The following is a 17,331-nucleotide window of genomic DNA, read 5'->3' on the forward strand; positions in this document are numbered from 1 at the left end:
ATAATAACGGCAAATAACATTTGGACGAGTGAATCGATTTGGGCGGAAAAGGATTTAGCTCAAATCTAAGCTGCCAAAACACCCTAGAAATTGGGACGCTGTCAGCTCAGGTCTGAGCTACTACACCATAGCCTTGACTCGAATATAGGGCTATTTTAGTGAGCCAATTGCTTGAATTACAGCCCCAATCCCATGGTGATTAATCCCCTCATTTACCACTCGATCAAGTGCTTCAAGGTGGTGAAATGAAAAGTTAGGTAATTCTTTTATTAACGTTTCTTTTGAAATCATCATTGAAGCTACTGGAGGCCCCCCCGTTTTATATACTAGCTGCTCAGGTCTATAACCCTCTAGCAAAAAAACACCAGAAGGTTTAATTGCTAATTCTATTCGACTATATAAATCTTGCCTGAGTGTTGGTGGTAGGTGACAGTATATAGAGACAATACCGTCCCATTTACTCTCTCCAAGATCAAATATTGCTAAATCGGCACAAATAGTTTCAATCACTACGTTATTTTCTTTAGCTAGCCTTTCTAATTTTTCGATGGCCACATTAGATATGTCTACCGCTGTTACCGAATATCCTAATTTGGCAAGAAAAACTGCATTTCTTCCTTCACCTTCAGCGAGTAATAACACTTTTCCTTTGGGGATTGCATCGTAATGACTTTTAAGAAAGTCATTCGGCAATTTCCCATAAACATATTCTTCTGTATCGTATATTTTATCCCACATACTAAATTCTCTGTTTATGAAGCAAGTTTCGTTTACTTATATGCTAATAGCTTATCATAAGGAAAATTAAGCTTGTTAGAACAAGATAATCTCCCCCCTTTGTCCCATTGATTGTTCAACACCATATCACTCCTTTTTAGCCATTTCAGCACGATAGACACAACTTGATAATCGAGTCATAAACAAAGGATACGATGGCTGGTGGCAACAAGGAATGGCATGAACACAGTTTGCAATGATCGTTTTTTTAAGCCTTAAACGATGGAAAAACTAGGGGGTGAGTCCTGTTATTCGGCGCACTTTTGGATTTGTTTGATTAACCATTGCAGGCTGTCTTGGCTGTCATACAGTTGATGAGTGAAGATGCTCAGCGACAAATTGGGTAGGTCGGCGGGCAGTTGCACGATTCGAACTGGTAGCATTGTGGCAAGCTCCTGGGCGATTCGCAACGGTACACACATTAGGTAATGGGTGTTGGCAATCACCTTGGCGCCAGCGGCATAACTTTGGATGGTGGTGGCAATCTGGCGAGCCTGATGTTGTTTGAGTAACCAACGGTCGATGGGATCGGCACCGGAATTGATTAAGGGTAAGTGAACTTGAGGTGTTTGCACAAAAGTCTTTAGATTGAACTGTTCGGGGAAGCGGCTTTGCTGCGCCACCAAGCCAACATAGGGGTCGCTCAGCCAAGGGTAACGGCGATAATAACGCGGCATATCTTGCAGCTCGTCGACGCCTAAGATGAGATCGATACGGCCCTGCTCAATACGTTCCATCTGGGTGTTTTCCGAAAGAATATCAATCGCGATCCGGATGTTTGGTGCATTGCGCTCCAGCATTTGAGTGAGTCGTGGTAGCGCAAAAAATTCGAAGTAATCAATGGCACTGATATAAAAAGTTTTGGCATCCAGTTGCGGATCAAATGGCTTCATTTGATCGAAGGCCGTATCAATCGCCCTCAAGCCTTTTTGAATATTGGGCATTAGTGATAAGGCGAGTGGGGTGGGCTCCATGCCGCTTTGGGTTTTAATAAACAGTGGGTTGTTAAAGCGCTTGCGTAATTTTGCCAGCACGTGACTGGCGGCCGATTGGCTCATATACAGTTTCTGGGCGGCTTTGGATAAGTTGCGTTCTCGGTGTAGTACCACCAGTAGGCGAAGTTGATTAATGTCGATATCCATCGTTATCGAACTCTCTCATATAGAAATGAAAAAAATGCATTTTTATTATAACCAAATCAAGTAGACAATGTGTCTCTGTTTTAAGCACTGAGGTTGGATAGTTGATGAGAAAGGTAAGCGTCGCCGCAACACAAATGTCTTGTTCCTGGCAAGTGAACGATAATATTGATAAAGCCGAGCGTTTAGTTCGCCAGGCCGCCGCGCAGGGCGCACAAATTATCTTGTTACAAGAGCTGTTTGAAACCCCTTATTTTTGTATCGAGATCCAAGAATCACATTTGGGTCTGGCCTCCGAGCTTGAAGATAATCTGGCCTTTCAGCGTTTAACCGCGCTCGCTAAAGAGTTACAGGTGGTATTGCCTTTTAGTTGGTTTGAAAGCGCCGGCAACGTGCGTTTTAACTCGGTGGCCATGATCGATGCCGACGGCAGTTTGCTTGGTATTTATCGCAAAACCCATATTCCAGACAGTGATGGATATTTGGAAAAGTACTATTTTAGCCCGGGAGATACAGGCTTTAAGGTCTGGCACACTCGCTACGCAAAAATCGGGGTGGGGATTTGCTGGGATCAGTGGTTTCCAGAAACCGCGAGAAGTTTAGCGCTGCAAGGGGCTGAACTGCTCTTATTTCCTACCGCAATTGGCAGTGAACCCAGCCAACCAGAGATGGATTCGCAAAGCCATTGGCAACGGGTGATGCAGGGCCACGCTGCGGCCAACCAAGTTCCGGTGATTGCATCGAATCGAATTGGTCGCGAGCAAGCGACATCACGCGATTTAGCACTGACTTTCTATGGCTCTTCGTTTATTGCCGACGAGACTGGCGAAATTGTCGTTAAGGCCGATCGTGAAACTGAAACGGTGTTGGTGCATCAGTTTGATCTGGACGCTATTGCATTTCAGCGTAGCGCCTGGGGCTTGTTTAGAGATCGTCGTCCCGAGCAGTATCCACATCTACTTACCCTTGATGGTCGCTTAAACAAATAATTTTAAATGGTGATGCTCCCTTGATTGGCTGTTGGTCAATCTGTGGGGAGATGGCAAGCCAAGCAATTCGGGAGCTATATATGAGTCAACAGCGAAAAACGCTGCCAGCGGAAGATGGTTTTAGCATGCCCGGTGAACACCAGCCACATAGTGAGGTGTGGATGTCATGGCCAATGCGACCAGACAATTGGCGGATGGGCGCAAAGTATGCGCAGCAAGCTTTTGTTGCGGTGGCCAGCGCTATCGCCCGGCGAACGCCAGTGGTGATGTTGGTGAATCACGCCCAATATGCCAATGCGAGAATGCAACTACCAGCGCAGATTAAAGTGGTTGAAATGTCTTATAACGATTGCTGGATGCGTGACATGGGGGCAACCTATTTACTCAATCAAGCGCAGCAGCGTCGCGGAGTGAGTTGGCAATTTAATGCTTGGGGCGGCTTAGTCGATGGGCTGTACTTCCCTTGGGATCTCGACAATGCTGTGGCTGAGAAAATGTTGAACCTCACTGAGGATGATATCTATTGCGCACCTTTTATTTTGGAAGGTGGTTCGATCCACAGTGATGGCGAGGGCACCTTATATACGACCGAAGAGTGCCTACTTCATCCCAGCCGTAATCCGGGATTGTCTAAGCGACAAATCGAAACTCACTTACAGAATTATCTTGGGATTGACAAGGTGATTTGGCTGCCACAAGGTTTATATGACGATGAGACAAATGGCCATGTGGATAACATTATGCATGTGGTTAAGCCGGGAGAAGTGGTGCTTACCTGCTGTGATGACCCCAGTGACCCGCAATATGCCATCAGCAAGAAGGCCTATCAGGTTTTAAGCAGCCAAAGCGATGCCAAGGGACGAGCGATTAAGGTACATCAGCTGCCGATGCCCGGTCCCCTTTATATGAGTGAGCAAGAAGCTGAAGGGATCGAGCCAAGTGCCGGGATGAAACGTCAGGCGGGAGAGCGCTTGGGGGCGTCTTATGCAAACTTTCTGATTAGTAATGGTCAGGTGATCTTTCCGCTGTTGGATGAACGCACCGATGAGCAGGCTCGGGATGTATTGCAACAGGCCTTCCCTGAACATCAGCTGATTGGCGTCGAGGCCCGCGAAATAGTGTTGGGCGGCGGTAATATTCACTGCATTACTCAACAAATTCCGCGCTCAAAGTCGCTTGCAGGGTGAGCGCTTTACCAGGCCACTGTGCTAAGGCAGTGGCTCACGACTCTAACCTCTAGTTTTGCGCTAAAAAGAATTGATAGGCGGCATTGTCGGTTTCATCTTTGTAGTCAAAACCGAGTTGTGCCAGATGCTGGGTAAAGGCTGCGGTATCGCGGTCTTGTAATTCGAAGCCGGCCAATACCCGTCCGTAAGCGGAGCCGTGATTACGGTAGTGGAACAGGGTAATGTTCCAATGGTTGCCCAGCGTTTGTAAAAACTTGAGCAAGGCACCGGGTTGTTCGGGAAACTCAAAGCTAAATAGCCGCTCGTTTAATACCTTGCCGGGTTTGCCTCCCACCATATAACGCACATGCTGTTTAGCAAGTTCATCGTCGCTGAGATTGGTCACCGCATAGCCGCTGGCACTCAGGCTATCGAGCAGTGCCGGCAATTCCTGTTCGCTATTACTAACCCGAATACCAACAAAAATACTGGCTTGTTGCTCATTGGCATAGCGGTAGTTAAATTCGGTAATGGCTCGGCCCCCGAGGTGCTCCACAAACTCGAGGTAAGCGCCCTGGCGTTCGGGAATATTCACCGCCATTACCGCTTCTTTTTTCTCACCCAGCTCGGTGCGCTCCGAGACATAACGCAGGTTATGAAAATTAACGTTTGCCCCAGATAAAATCGCCGCCAAGCGCTGGCCTTGTAAATTGTGTTGCTGGGCATAGGCTTTTAAACCCGCCAGCGCCAGTGCGCCGGAAGGTTCTGAAATGGCCCGGGTATCTTCAAAGATGTCTTTGACTGCCGCACAAATTTCATCGGAATTGACGGTGATCACTTCATCCAGATAGCGCTGGCAGAGCCGGAAGGTTTCTGTGCCAATCAGCTTGACCGCGACCCCATCGGCAAATAGTCCCACGCGTTCCAGCGGGGTCGGTTTGCCTGCGGCCAGTGCGGCGCTTAAACAGGCCGAGTCTTGCGCTTCTACCCCAATAATCTTGATCTGTGGCATCAGCTGTTTGATATATACCGCCACCCCCGCGGCGATGCCGCCGCCGCCTACTGGCACAAATATCGCGTTGAGGTGCATGTCTTGTTCCAGTAGCTCTTTGCCAATAGTGCCTTGTCCGGCGATTACATCCACATCATCGAAGGGCGGGATCAGGGTATAGCCGCGTTCCGCGGCGAGCTGTTTACTGTAGTGGCTGGCTTCGTCGAAACTGTCCCCGATCAAACGTACATCGGCACCCATGGCGCGCACCGAGTCTATTTTGATTTCTGGGGTGGTGGTGGGCATCACGATGATCGCATTAATATTGAGCCGTTGCGCCGACATTGCTACGCCCTGAGCATGGTTACCGGCCGAGGCGGCAATCACCCCGCGCTGGCGCTGAGCCTCGCTTAATTGGGCGATTTTATTGTAGGCGCCGCGTAACTTAAAAGAGTGCACCGATTGGCGGTCTTCGCGTTTCAACAGAATTTGGTTGCCCAGTCGCTTGGATAATTTGGGGAGTTCTTGTAAGGGCGTTACCTGAGCGATTTCATAAACTGGGGAGAGTAAGATCCGGCGAAGGTAATCGTTGGCACTGGGTAAGGTTTGAGACATGGTAGTAACCTACAACTTGCATTAAATTAGCCCGGCGAACCGGGCTGAATATGATATCGAGAAAGGGCTTAGCCGAGTTTGCTCTTATCGCGTACTGCACCCTTGTCGGCGCTGGTGGCGAAGTGAGCGTACATCTTCAGTGAAGTGCTCACTTCACGCACCCGTCCCACTGGGCGCCAGGCGTCACTGCCTTTGGCTTGCATTGCGGCGCGGCGTGTGGCCAATTGCTCTTCGCTCACTTCCAGTACAATGCTGCGCTCAGGAATGTTGATATCGATGATATCACCCTGTTCAACTAAACCAACCACGCCACCACTGGCGGCTTCTGGCGAAATGTGGCCAATTGACAGACCCGAGGTACCACCAGAGAAGCGACCGTCGGTTAGCAGGGCACATTTTTTACCTAAGCCCATGGATTTAAGGTAAGAGGTTGGGTAAAGCATTTCTTGCATGCCGGGGCCACCTTTTGGGCCTTCGTAGCGAATTAACACCACGTCACCCGCTTTGACCGTACCATCCAAGATCCCGGCAACTGCATCATCCTGGCTTTCAAAAATACAAGCCGGGCCGCGGAATACCAAGTTGTCGTCATCGACGCCAGCAGTTTTCACAATACAGCCGTCCAGGGCAACGTTTCCTTTTAAGACTGCCAGGCCACCTTCCAGGCTGAAGGCATTCTCCAAGCTACGAATACAGCCTTCGGCACGGTCGGTATCGAGTTCATCCCAGCGGCAATCCTGGCTAAAGGCTTGGGTGGTGCGAATACCTGCAGGACCCGCGCGATAAAAATCTTTCACGGCCTGATCCTGAGTTTGCATTACATCCCATTTAGCCAGCGTTTCAGCGAGGGTTTCGCCCATGATGTTGGGCACCTCACGGTGAATGAGACCGGCGCGATCCAGTTCACCGAGGATGCCCATAATACCGCCGGCGCGATGCACGTCTTCCATATGGTATTTATTGGTTGAGGGAGCCACTTTACACAGTTGAGGTACTTTACGGGACAATTCGTCCATGTGCTGCATGGTGTAATCCACGCCAGCTTCCTGAGCAATCGCGAGCAGGTGCAATACAGTATTGGTGGAACCACCCATGGCCACATCAAGGGTCATGGCATTTTCGAAGGACTCGAAGGTTGCAATAGAACGGGGTAATACGCTGGCATCATCTTGTTGGTAGTAGCGAGTGCACAAGTCAACGATGCGTTTACCGGCATTTAAGAACAGTTGCTTGCGATCGGCGTGGGTGGCAAGCATTGAGCCGTTGCCCGGCTGGGCTAAACCGAGTGCTTCCGCCAGGCAGTTCATCGAGTTTGCGGTGAACATGCCAGAACAAGAACCACAGGTAGGGCAGGCGCTGCGTTCCACTGCTTCGCTGTCACTATCGGAAACATTTTTGTCGGCACCCATCACCATGGCGTCCACCAAATCGAGTTTAATGATTTGGTCGCTCAGTTTGGTTTTACCGGCTTCCATTGGTCCGCCCGAGACAAAAATCACCGGAATGTTGATCCGCATTGCGGCCATTAACATCCCCGGTGTGATTTTGTCACAGTTAGAAATACAGACCATGGCATCGGCGCAATGCGCATTCACCATGTATTCAACCGAGTCAGCAATCAGATCGCGCGAGGGTAAGCTGTATAACATGCCGCCGTGGCCCATGGCGATGCCATCATCCACCGCGATGGTATTAAACTCTTTGGCAACGCCGCCTGCTTCTTCAATTGCGCCAGCCACCATTTGACCAAGATCTTTTAGGTGAACGTGACCCGGGACAAACTGGGTGAATGAATTCACCACTGCGATAATCGGCTTACCGAAATCTTCTTCTTTGGTTCCCGTTGCACGCCATAGGGCACGGGCTCCGGCCATGTTACGGCCTTCGGTTGTGGTGGCACTTCGCAGTTTAGGCATTGCTGTTTACTCCGTTAATCTGGTTTGCGTTTGCATATTTGGGTTTAGGCCATGACCACTTTGGCAGCGGGCATCACCTGTAATTGTTGTATGGTGACTTGCTCAACGTCGAATAATTTAATCAATTGATTATACAGCTGAGCGACCGGACGCTCACTGCTTACTGTGAGTTCAATTGAGTAAATTTTCGCGTTGAGTTCAATATTCATCGATTGTACTAAAAAACCGCGGTGACGTGTCACCCGTAATACACGTTCCAGTACATCGGCTTGGTTACGGGTTTCGATTGTGAGTGCATGTTCCATTAGCATTCCTCCATCATTTTGTCGTTGGCGACCCCAGGTGGTACTAGCGGCCATACATTCTCTTCGGCATCGATTAAAACGTGCAGTAGGTAGGGCCCTTGACTGTTGAGCATTCTATCTAAGGCAGCTGGGATCTCTATTTTATTGCAAATGGTTTCACCGGGAATATCGAAGGCGGAAGCCAATTTTACAAAATCAGGGTTGTCATCGAGGATGGTTTCACTGAAGCGACCATTAAAAAACAAGTTTTGCCACTGGCGTACCATACCCAAACGATTGTTGTCGATAAGCAGCATCTTGACCGGTAACTGAGCACGTTTAATGGTGGTCAGCTCTTGTACGTTCATCATGAACGAACCATCACCGGAGACATTAATTACGGTATCGTTGGGGCGGGCAAACTGAGCGCCAATGGCTGCTGGCAGGCCAAAGCCCATGGTCCCCAAACCGGCGCTAGACAGGTGGTTTTCGGGGCCGTTAAATTGCATGTGCTGGGCGACCCACATCTGGTGCTGACCCACATCGCAGGCAACCACGGTGTCTTGGTCGATCATTTGGCTGAGTTGATGCAGCATGCTGGGCGCGAAGATATGCTCGCCCGGATGGTCATAGCGCCAGGCAAAATCATGTTTACGTTGGGTGACCAGCTCGCGCCATGGCTGAATATCACACAAGCAGTACAGTGCCGGCAAGGTGAGTTTTAAGTCGCTGCTTAAGGCTACATCGGGTTCTCGGCGTTTACCAAACTCACTAGCATCAATATCGAGGTGGATCACTTTGGCGTGAGGGGCAAATTCATCGAGTTTACCAGTGACCCGATCGTCGAAGCGAGCCCCAATGACTAATAAGACATCGCATTCCTGAACGCTGAGGTTGGCGGCTTTGGTGCCGTGCATGCCTAACATGCCGAGGTAACAAGCTTGCTGCTCGGTGATGGCTCCAATGCCTTTGAGGGTGCTGACACTCGGGATCTGAGTGTAATCTAAAAACGCGCGTAATTCGCTAACCGCGTTCGCCATGCCGACGCCGCCGCCGACATAGACGATGGGCTGTTTGGCTTGACTGAGTAGGCGTTTCGCCTGCTTGAGTGCATCCGTTTCTGGAGGATTGGTCTGCAGGGCTGGGGCGAGGTAGGGCTGGCTCTCTTCAATTTCGGCTAACTGAATGTCTTTAGGCACATCGATTAACACCGGACCCGGGCGACCACTGGTGGCGATGACAAAAGCTTGTTCAATGGTGCGTTTGAGCTCGCTGATGTCGGTAACCATGAAGCTATGTTTGGTCACGGCCAGGGACATGCCTAAAACGTCGACCTCTTGAAAGGCGTCGGTGCCGATCACTGGCTGGGCAACCTGTCCAGTAATGGCCACCAGCGGAATTGAATCGAGCTGAGCTTCGGCAAGGCCGGTGACCAGGTTGGTTGCGCCGGGGCCAGAAGTGGCTATACATACCCCGACTTTGATGCCGCGGTTAGCGCCCGCTCTGGCGTAGCCCACCGCCGCCATTGCTGCGCCCTGCTCATGGCGGGTCAGCATATGTTTAATGCCTCCGTCGTAGAGCGCATCGTAGAGCGGCATAATTGCGCCCCCCGGATAACCAAAGACTTGTTCTACGCCCTGTTCTTTTAGAGCCGCTACAATTTGTTGAGCACCATTCATTCCCATTTCCTTTCCGCCGTTAACAAAAAACCCCCGAGCTTTGCAGCGCGGGGGTTTGGTGTTGTTTGCTTATTTCAGTTACAACAGCGCATCCCCGCGCGGTGATAAAATAATCACCACAAGGACGACGCTAATGACTAGAGCAACTGAAAAAGACATATTTAATAATTTTCCTCGAACAATAGGCTACAAGTATCACAGGATAAAATATGATTCAAGCTTGCTTTTCTTCCGCAAAGTTCCGCTGGCTGTTGGATAAATAAACGAATTGTAGTTTGATTTGCTAATTAAGTGTGATTCATTAGTTCTATATTCCAATTTGTTGTTTTTTACTGGTTATTTATATTGCATTTACAGCATAAAATTAAGTCGATTTTTCTTGGTATTAATTCATTTTTTAGTGGGAGGGGTGGCTGCTGGGGCAATCAGTGAGGGTTTTGGGCATCGCTGATAAACATGCTAATGTGAGACATATCTGTATTGTATTTAAGGATATGCCATGACCGAAAAAGAAAAGATGTTAGCTGGTAAGCTGTATTTGGCCTTTGATGGCGAATTGGTTGAGGAGCGACACGAGGCGAAGTCTTTATGTTACGAGTTAAATCTACTGCATCCAGAAGAAGACCTGCGGTCGGAAGTGCTGGCAGAACTGCTGCCAAACAGCCTTGACCCATGGATTGAGCCCACATTTTTTTGTGATTATGGTTATAACATTACTACCGGAAAGAATTTCTACGCGAATCATGGTTGTGTGATCCTCGATGGCGCTCCGGTAACCATCGGTGATGACGTGATGTTTGCCCCAGCAGTACATATCTCTACGGCGACACATCCTTTAAATAGCCAACAACGCTTAGCGGGATTAGAGCGTGCTTTGCCAGTCATCATTGGAGACCGGGTATGGGTAGGCATGGGAGCGAATATTTTACCGGGGGTGAACATTGGCGACGATGCCGTGATCGCCGCCGGGGCGCTGGTAAATAAAGATGTTGTAGCCAGAACGGTGGTGGCTGGCGTACCTGCCCGGTACGTACGAGACGTTCCCGAGCAAGCAGAAGATTAGCTCGGTGTAGGTAGAGCCTTAGGATTCGCTTTGTTTCACCACATTAAAGTTGTTCCAGGCCTGCGAGCAGGGCATCACTTCTAAGCTGTTAATGTTGATGTGGGCGGGTTGGTTGACGATCCAATAAATAATATTGGCAATATCTTGCGGTTGCAGTGCATTGCTGTTGCCATACAGCTGGTCATATTTTTGTTGGTCGCCGGCAAACCGTACCAAGCTGAATTCACTTTCCGACAGACCCGGCTCGAGGCTGGTGACTCGCACGCCAGTTCCCACTAAATCGCAGCGTAAATTCCGCGAAAACTGCGCCACAAAAGCCTTCGACGCGCCGTAAACATGGCTGCCGGGATAGGGCCAGTTAGCAGCAATCGAGGCCAAGTTAATCACTGAGGCGACTGGTTGCTGGCTTAAGCTTGGCAGTAAGGCGTGAGTCACATTCACCAGCCCGGTGACATTGGTATCGATCATGGTGTGCCAGTCGCTCAATTTGGCCTGTTGGCTTGGGTCGGTGCCCAGAGCTAAACCTGCATTGTTGATCAGCACACTTACTTGCTTGAAGTTTTCTGGTAAGTCGGCGACTAAATCGGCCACTTGCTGGCTGTCGCGTACATCCAGGCTGGCGTAGTGAACCGGGCATTGCGAGCCCAACTCATCGGCTAGCTGGGCTAAGCGCTCCAGCCGTCGTCCGGTGAGGATCAGCGGCCAGCCATGCTGAGCAAATAACTTGGCGCAGGCCAGACCAAAGCCCGAAGTTGCACCGGTAATGAAGACGCAGTTGTTCATAGTTAATTCCTTGTTTTCATGCTGAGCTGCAGAGGGTCGCCCTCGTCACGCTAAAGGGCTTATTTGATGAAGCTCAGCTTAACGAAGTTAGTTCTGCTCGTTATAGAGCCAAAAGGTTGAACCGAAGGGACCAAGGCACCGACCGCATCGTGAGTGAGAAAAAGCTTGAAGATGTCGTACTTTCGCACTGCCAAGGGCGATTCGCGTTACACATTTACATCCCAGGATTCGGTGGGGCAATGGTGCGACGTTAAGCCCAGGGCTATGGCGTTTTGAATCCAGATTGGCAGAGGGGGTGATTCCCTTAGGTTAAACATTACCGAAGTAGACTATTTGGCTGCAGGGGCTCGCGTGCATTTTTACTTTATGCTTCGGATATCTTGGGCTTATCAAAATGCTGCAACACAAAATCTACGAGTAGTCTCACCCGGAGTGGTAAGTTATTTCGGTCACGATATAACATTGATAGGGTACGGGCTTGGCTGCGCCATTCTGGGAGCACTTGCTTTATTTCTCCTCGCTCAATCATCGGCAAAGCAAAATAATCTGGAATATAACCAATACCTAATCCAGCTTTCACGGCATTTGTCATTAGCAATATTTCATTCACCTCTAGGCGCACTGATTGAATCGGATGGTGATTAAACTCTTCCCCACTGGCCTTGTGAACGAGTTGCCAAGGAATCATAGGACGGCAGATCACCGTTGAATGGGCGCATAGTTGCTGGGGCTGGGTGATGTTGTAGCTTGGGTGCTCTGGATGACAGCATAAGATAAAGTGTATCTGTTTTAGGGGGCGGATGATCCAATGTTCAAGGGCCGGATTACCGACCCGAAAAGCCACGTCTACCGCTGCTGCTTCAATATCCGTTAAGGCATTTGAAAAACTTAAATCTAATTTGATATCAGGGTATTGCAATAAGAAATCATAGAAGATTGTTTGTAAAAACTGTGCGCCAGCATTGACGGGTGCGGTGATTCTAATTTTGCCTTTAGGTTGATGCTTTTCTTGATGTAGATCTTCATCGATATCATTCAGTTCCTCAAATAAAGAACTTGAACGTTGAAAATACTGCTCGCCAGTATGAGTTAAGGAGACACGATGTGCATCTCTATTCAATAGTCTTAATTGGAGATTTTGTTCCAATTGGCTAATTCTTCGGCTTAAGGTCGATAGGGGCATCCCTAAGTGGTTTGCGGCTTGTTTGAAGCTGCCAAGTTGAGCTACGGCACAAAAACAACGTAAATCGTCAAGAGAATAAGTAGGTTTCATAAATGGAATTTACCGTCTTAGTTTTGCTTCTTTATCCAGATAATAAAATCAATACACTATGCTTCATGTTTTGACAAGTCGCTAGGAGTGACCATGACTTTTTCTTCCACTACCAAAGCAGTTGTGTTGCTTGTTTTCTGTACCTTTTTTTGGGGGAGTTGCTTTCCTATTGGTAAACATGCATTAAATGAAGTGCATGCTTTAACCTTGGTTTTTTGGCGATTTGTAATTGCAGCAGGGTGTTTACTTATTTATTTGCTGTGGGCTGACATGCAGAAACTGAGTCTATCTTTAAACCAGTGGCTATGGGTGGTTACGGTCAGTGTAATCGGTGTGGGTGGGCTTAACTTAGGTTTATTTACTGGACTAACTTATACCAATGCAGCCAATGGCTCACTGATTATGGCTTTAAGCCCATTAATGACCTCGCTGATTGCTTGTATTGTGTTACGTAAATTACCATCTTTTGCGCAATGCCTTAGCTTGTTGGTTAGCTTATCGGGAGTCTTGTTGGTGGTCACCAATGGGCATCTTGAAACGCTCGTATCAATGAAAATTAACCATGGCGATAAACTGATATTTTTGGGGATGCTGGCTTGGAGCCTGTATACCTACTGTAGCCAAGGGATCAGCCGTTGGATGCCGGTTATTCCATATACCTTGCTTGGGATGCTGAGTGGTGCTTCTGTGATTGGTCTGATGTGCTTGCTTACTCCCAATGTTCATCCGCTCACTGAAGTGCTTGAAGGCTCTTTGCTGAGTGTTCTGGATCTAGTATATATTGGTGTTTTTGGCACCGTTGCCGGGTACTTGCTGTGGCTGAATGGGGTTCGTCATCTCGGTGCATCGAATGCCTCGCTGTTTTTCAACCTGGTTCCGATATTTGCTGTTTTCACTTCGTTCCTGATGGGGCAGGCGGTCACTCAGCTTCAATTACTAGGTATTTTAATTGTGATTGCGGGACTGTTGCTCCCACGCCTGATGTTGTTAAAACGAGCACCTGTCCAGCTATAATGCCGAATCACAAAAGGTGCTTTAAAGATAGTTGGAGGGTGCTCAGCAAAGAGACGTGAATTTTGGATAATCTTTGCAAGCACCCTTGCTGTGCTGTAATTGCTTGAGCACATTGCCGAGTTGCGCCAGGCCAGTTTCAATTTTGCTGTTTTCAATTGCTGAAAATCCTAAACGAATATAATTTTTGGGCGCATGCTCTTCGGCAAATAGGCTATCGCCAGATTCCACTAAAATCCCCTGTTTTGCTGCTTCGATGACCAGTTCTGTACTTGCGACATTGCTTGGTAATGCCAACCAAAAGCAGAAACTTCCTGGGGTGGCGTGCAGTTCGCATTGACCCAGGTGCTGTTGTAAGCCCTGATACATAAATTGCCATTTCTGTTCATAAACATGGCGCATTCGGCGCACATGACTATCGTAATAGCCTTGACCAATAAATAGCGCGGCGGTGCGCTGGTTATTGGCGGGCGGGTGGCGGTACATCAGCCGGCGCAGTGCACGCAATTCTGCGACCAGTTGTTTATTGGCAACAAGGTAGCCAAGCCGTAAGCCCGGAGAGAGTGATTTAGATAGGCTACCGATGTAGATGACTCGACCATGTTGGTCGATACTTTTGAGCGCTGGTAGAGGTTGTGCCTTAAAGTTTACTTCACTCTCATAATCATCTTCAATTAGTACAAAATCGTCCGCATTGGCCTGTGCTAAAAGCGCCTTGCGTCGTTCAATGGGCATGGTGACTGTTGTTGGGTATTGATGGCTGGGTGTAATACAGACATAGTCACACTGACTTAGTTGTGGACCTAATTGCAGGCCTTGTTCATCGAGAGTTAAAGGGATGGGGCGCGAACCACACTGATTAAAAATATGTCGTTGATCGGCATACCCAGGATTCTCGACCCCCACCTTAACGTCCTCTGTGACTAATAATGAGGCGAGCAGGTACAGTGAGTTTTGAGTGCCAAGGGTGATCAGAACTTCTTCGTTGCTGGCGGTAATGCCACGCTTGGATAAGATCTGTTGGCGTATTTGGGTGACTAATTCTTTATCGTCGACGTCTATGTAATCTTCGACCCAGTCTTGTACGCAATTACGGTTTTGCGCGATCCGCGAACATTCACGCCATTGATAGATTGGAAAGTGGCTTGGTTCTATTTGTCCATAAATGAAGGGATAGGGGTAGCGTAGCCAATTTTTATCTTTATTTAAGGTGCTAAAAGATGCTGGGGTGCTGCGTAGCCTTTGTTGCCAATTTACCTGAGTCTGGTCCAATGCTGGGCGAGATTGCACCAATTTGAGAGCGGGTTGTTGCGCTAATTCGGGGTTGACATAAAAGCCGCTCCGCTCATGTGCGATTAAGTAACCTTCATCCACCATGCTCTCGTACACCAAGACTACGGTGTTGCGCGATACCTTGAGTAGCTGAGCGAGCTTACGGCTTGAAGGAAGCGCCTTGGCGCCAAAGTAGTCATGTTGAATTAGCTCGACTAATCGCTCTCTGATTTGCTGTTGTAAACTTCTACCTGGGCGAAGTTCAATGTTCATCATCAAGTCATTCATGCCATACATCCTATGAAACTCGCTAGAGATATTATCGTTCTCTGCGCTTTACAGGTGATTGTCTGCAATTTATTGGCCAAATTGACGGATTATCGTTTGTGATTTCTTGGACCTGCAATTGAAAAAAATTGGCCCTATAGCTGGTTTTTTACAGGCAGTAACTTAAAACAACACGCATCGTGTCAGGTTCAACAAGGAGTTAACAATGAAACAGCTAAAGATAAAAACGGCGATAGCGGCTTTGGCCACTTTGATGCTGGCATCGACGGCAAGCGCTAAAGACGTCACCATTGGTTATCAGGGGATGTTTAATCCATGGAAACACGCGATTAACGAAAAATTGGTGGAAAAAGAGACTGGCTATACCATCAAATGGCGTCGCTTTGACTCGGGCGTGAAAGCAATGACGGCAATGGCTTCGGGTGCTTTGGATATTGCATCCGCGGGCTCCAGCCCCATCGCCAGTGCCGTGAGCCGAGGCGTTGATATAGAACTGATTTGGATTTTAGAAAATATCGCAGATGCGGAAGCCTTAGTGGTTCGCGATGGATCGGGAATTAATGCACCTTCAGATCTAAAAGGTAAACGGATTGCAGTGCCATTTGTATCTACGACTCACTTCCATGCCTTGTTTGCTCTAGAGCAATTTGGCTTAAGCGAAAAAGATGTTCGGCTGATTAATATGCAACCCAACTCGATTGCCGCAGCTTGGCAGCGAGGTGATATTGATGGTGCCTTTATTTGGGATCCAGCTCTGGGAAAAATTAAACAAAGCGGTAAGGTGTTGATTACTTCTGCAACTTTAAGCGCTTGGGGAAAACCGACCTTCGACGGCCTCGTGGCAAATAAAGAGTTCGCCGCGGCAAACCCTGATTTTGTCAGCAAAATGATTAAGGTTGTTGCAGATTTAGATGCCGATTATCGAGAGCATAAAACCAGCTTTGATGCCTCCAACCCAATCGCACAATCGATCGCTAAAATCAGTGGTGGCGATGTGAACACGGTGGCCGAAGTATTAGACCTATACGAGTTTCCAGACATGAAAACCCAGCTTTCTTGCAGTTGGTTAGGTTGTGGTGCCGAGGGTGGTGCCAGTAAGTCGCTCAAATCAACTTCTGAGTTTTTGAAAGAGCAAAAGAAAATTAATGACCTCATGCCAGACTATAGCAAGTTTGTGAATCCCTCATTTGCCGCTGCTGCCGCAAAAATGTAAGCCGAACAGGTGAGTGATACAGGAGACTTAAAATGAATACGCTGGAAATTCACGATGTATCGGTAGTCTATCCTGCAGCCCAAGGCGGTGATCCGGTTACCGCCTTATCTGAGGTGAACTTAAACATTGAGCAAGGTGATTTTGTGGTTGCGCTGGGTGCATCGGGGTGCGGCAAAACCACCTTACTCAATTTGATCGCTGGTTTTATTTCGCCGACAAAGGGCTACTTAACGCTGGGAGACAGTGTGATAGAGGGCTATCCCAGGGTGGCCTGTGGTTTGGATATTGGGGATGAAATTGTCGGGCCTGGGGCTGACCGCGGTGTGGTTTTTCAAAAACACGCACTGTTGCCGTGGTTGAATGTGATTGAAAACACCGAGTTTGGCTTAAAACTGCAAGGTGTAGACAAAAAACAGCGCCGCGAGCGCGCTGCCAGCTATTTAAAATTGGTGGGCCTGGAAGATTTTCATCAGCACAAGGTTTATCAGCTTTCCGGCGGGATGCAGCAACGGGTGGGGATCGCCCGAGCGCTGACCAATAACCCAGAAATGCTGTTACTCGATGAGCCCTTAGGTGCCTTGGACGCCTTAACGCGAGAGTCTTTGCAAGAACTGTTGTTAGACGTATGGCGCGAAACCAACAAAATGATGTTTTTTATTACCCATAGCGTAGATGAGGCCTTGCTGTTGGCGACGCGTTTAATTGTGATGTCGCCTCGTCCCGGGCGAATTACCCATGAGTTTAAAATCGATTTCAATCAACAATTTTTAGCTTGTCGGGATGCCCGCAAGGTGAAATCGAGCGCCGCCTTTATTGCCATGCGAGAACAGGTACTAGCGATTATTCATGGCGATGAAGCAGCCGTTGCCTAA

Annotated in this window: 15 protein-coding genes; 6 read left to right on the forward strand and 9 right to left on the reverse strand. The window is 48.4% G+C overall.

Annotated features, from left to right (window positions below; translation table 11 throughout):
* Positions 1-150 precede the first annotated feature (150 nt).
* Positions 151-738 (reverse strand): class I SAM-dependent methyltransferase, encoded by a 588-nt coding sequence (locus ACRRS0_RS01975; protein ID WP_432454878.1) that lies wholly within the window; start codon positions 736-738, stop codon positions 151-153.
* 287 nt (positions 739-1,025) lie between these two features.
* Entirely contained in the window at positions 1,026-1,919 is an 894-nt protein-coding gene (locus ACRRS0_RS01980) for a LysR family transcriptional regulator (RefSeq protein WP_432454877.1), read from the reverse strand.
* Between the two features lie 104 nt (positions 1,920-2,023).
* Here ACRRS0_RS01980 and aguB point away from each other — a divergent pair, with 104 nt between their 5' ends.
* Positions 2,024-2,905 (forward strand): N-carbamoylputrescine amidase, encoded by an 882-nt coding sequence (gene aguB / locus ACRRS0_RS01985; protein ID WP_432454876.1) that lies wholly within the window; start codon positions 2,024-2,026, stop codon positions 2,903-2,905.
* A gap of 80 nt (positions 2,906-2,985) precedes the next feature.
* Positions 2,986-4,092 carry an agmatine deiminase gene (aguA, locus tag ACRRS0_RS01990; RefSeq protein ID WP_432454875.1) on the forward strand — a complete coding sequence of 369 codons (1,107 nt, stop codon included), beginning with the start codon at positions 2,986-2,988 and terminating at the stop codon, positions 4,090-4,092.
* 49 nt (positions 4,093-4,141) lie between these two features.
* Here the strand turns inward: aguA and ilvA are convergent, their stop codons facing one another.
* The 4 genes from ilvA to ilvG all read right to left on the reverse strand — a co-directional run bounded on the left by ilvA (position 4,142) and on the right by ilvG (position 9,556).
* Positions 4,142-5,677 (reverse strand): threonine ammonia-lyase, biosynthetic, encoded by a 1,536-nt coding sequence (ilvA, locus tag ACRRS0_RS01995; RefSeq protein WP_432454874.1) that lies wholly within the window; start codon positions 5,675-5,677, stop codon positions 4,142-4,144.
* A 68-nt stretch (positions 5,678-5,745) separates the two neighbouring features.
* Positions 5,746-7,593 carry a dihydroxy-acid dehydratase gene (ilvD, locus tag ACRRS0_RS02000; protein WP_432454873.1) on the reverse strand — a complete coding sequence of 616 codons (1,848 nt, stop codon included), beginning with the start codon at positions 7,591-7,593 and terminating at the stop codon, positions 5,746-5,748.
* A 44-nt stretch (positions 7,594-7,637) separates the two neighbouring features.
* On the reverse strand, positions 7,638-7,898 hold the full coding sequence (ilvM, locus tag ACRRS0_RS02005) for an acetolactate synthase 2 small subunit (RefSeq protein WP_432454872.1): 261 nt from the start codon (positions 7,896-7,898) through the stop codon (positions 7,638-7,640).
* Positions 7,898-9,556, reverse strand: coding sequence for an acetolactate synthase 2 catalytic subunit (gene ilvG / locus ACRRS0_RS02010; RefSeq protein ID WP_432454871.1), 1,659 nt, complete (start codon positions 9,554-9,556; stop codon positions 7,898-7,900). The genes ilvM and ilvG overlap by 1 nt, the downstream gene beginning before the upstream one ends.
* Positions 9,557-10,055: 499 nt before the next feature.
* On the opposite strand from ilvG, the gene ACRRS0_RS02015 reads away from it, so the two are divergent.
* A complete protein-coding gene (locus tag ACRRS0_RS02015; RefSeq protein WP_432454870.1) occupies positions 10,056-10,619 on the forward strand; it encodes a sugar O-acetyltransferase in 564 nt (187 codons plus the stop codon).
* Between the two features lie 18 nt (positions 10,620-10,637).
* Here ACRRS0_RS02015 and ACRRS0_RS02020 read toward each other — a convergent pair whose 3' ends face one another.
* Entirely contained in the window at positions 10,638-11,402 is a 765-nt protein-coding gene (locus tag ACRRS0_RS02020; protein ID WP_432454869.1) for an SDR family oxidoreductase, read from the reverse strand.
* Between the two features lie 364 nt (positions 11,403-11,766).
* The gene (locus ACRRS0_RS02025) at positions 11,767-12,675 is read right to left on the reverse strand and encodes a LysR family transcriptional regulator (protein ID WP_432454868.1); all 909 of its coding nucleotides are present in this window, start codon (positions 12,673-12,675) and stop codon (positions 11,767-11,769) included.
* A 93-nt stretch (positions 12,676-12,768) separates the two neighbouring features.
* Here ACRRS0_RS02025 and ACRRS0_RS02030 point away from each other — a divergent pair, with 93 nt between their 5' ends.
* Positions 12,769-13,689, forward strand: coding sequence for a DMT family transporter (locus tag ACRRS0_RS02030; protein ID WP_432454867.1), 921 nt, complete (start codon positions 12,769-12,771; stop codon positions 13,687-13,689).
* A 42-nt stretch (positions 13,690-13,731) separates the two neighbouring features.
* Here ACRRS0_RS02030 and ACRRS0_RS02035 read toward each other — a convergent pair whose 3' ends face one another.
* Positions 13,732-15,246 (reverse strand): PLP-dependent aminotransferase family protein, encoded by a 1,515-nt coding sequence (locus ACRRS0_RS02035; RefSeq protein ID WP_432454866.1) that lies wholly within the window; start codon positions 15,244-15,246, stop codon positions 13,732-13,734.
* Positions 15,247-15,451: 205 nt separating this feature from the next.
* Here ACRRS0_RS02035 and tauA point away from each other — a divergent pair, with 205 nt between their 5' ends.
* Together tauA and ACRRS0_RS02045 are read left to right on the forward strand one after the other, a co-directional pair.
* The gene (tauA, locus tag ACRRS0_RS02040) at positions 15,452-16,459 is read left to right on the forward strand and encodes a taurine ABC transporter substrate-binding protein (protein WP_432454865.1); all 1,008 of its coding nucleotides are present in this window, start codon (positions 15,452-15,454) and stop codon (positions 16,457-16,459) included.
* Between the two features lie 32 nt (positions 16,460-16,491).
* A complete protein-coding gene (locus tag ACRRS0_RS02045) occupies positions 16,492-17,331 on the forward strand; it encodes a taurine ABC transporter ATP-binding protein (RefSeq protein ID WP_432454864.1) in 840 nt (279 codons plus the stop codon).

The organism is Agarivorans sp. QJM3NY_29 (assembly GCF_050870835.2).
Lineage (GTDB): Bacteria > Pseudomonadota > Gammaproteobacteria > Enterobacterales > Celerinatantimonadaceae > Agarivorans.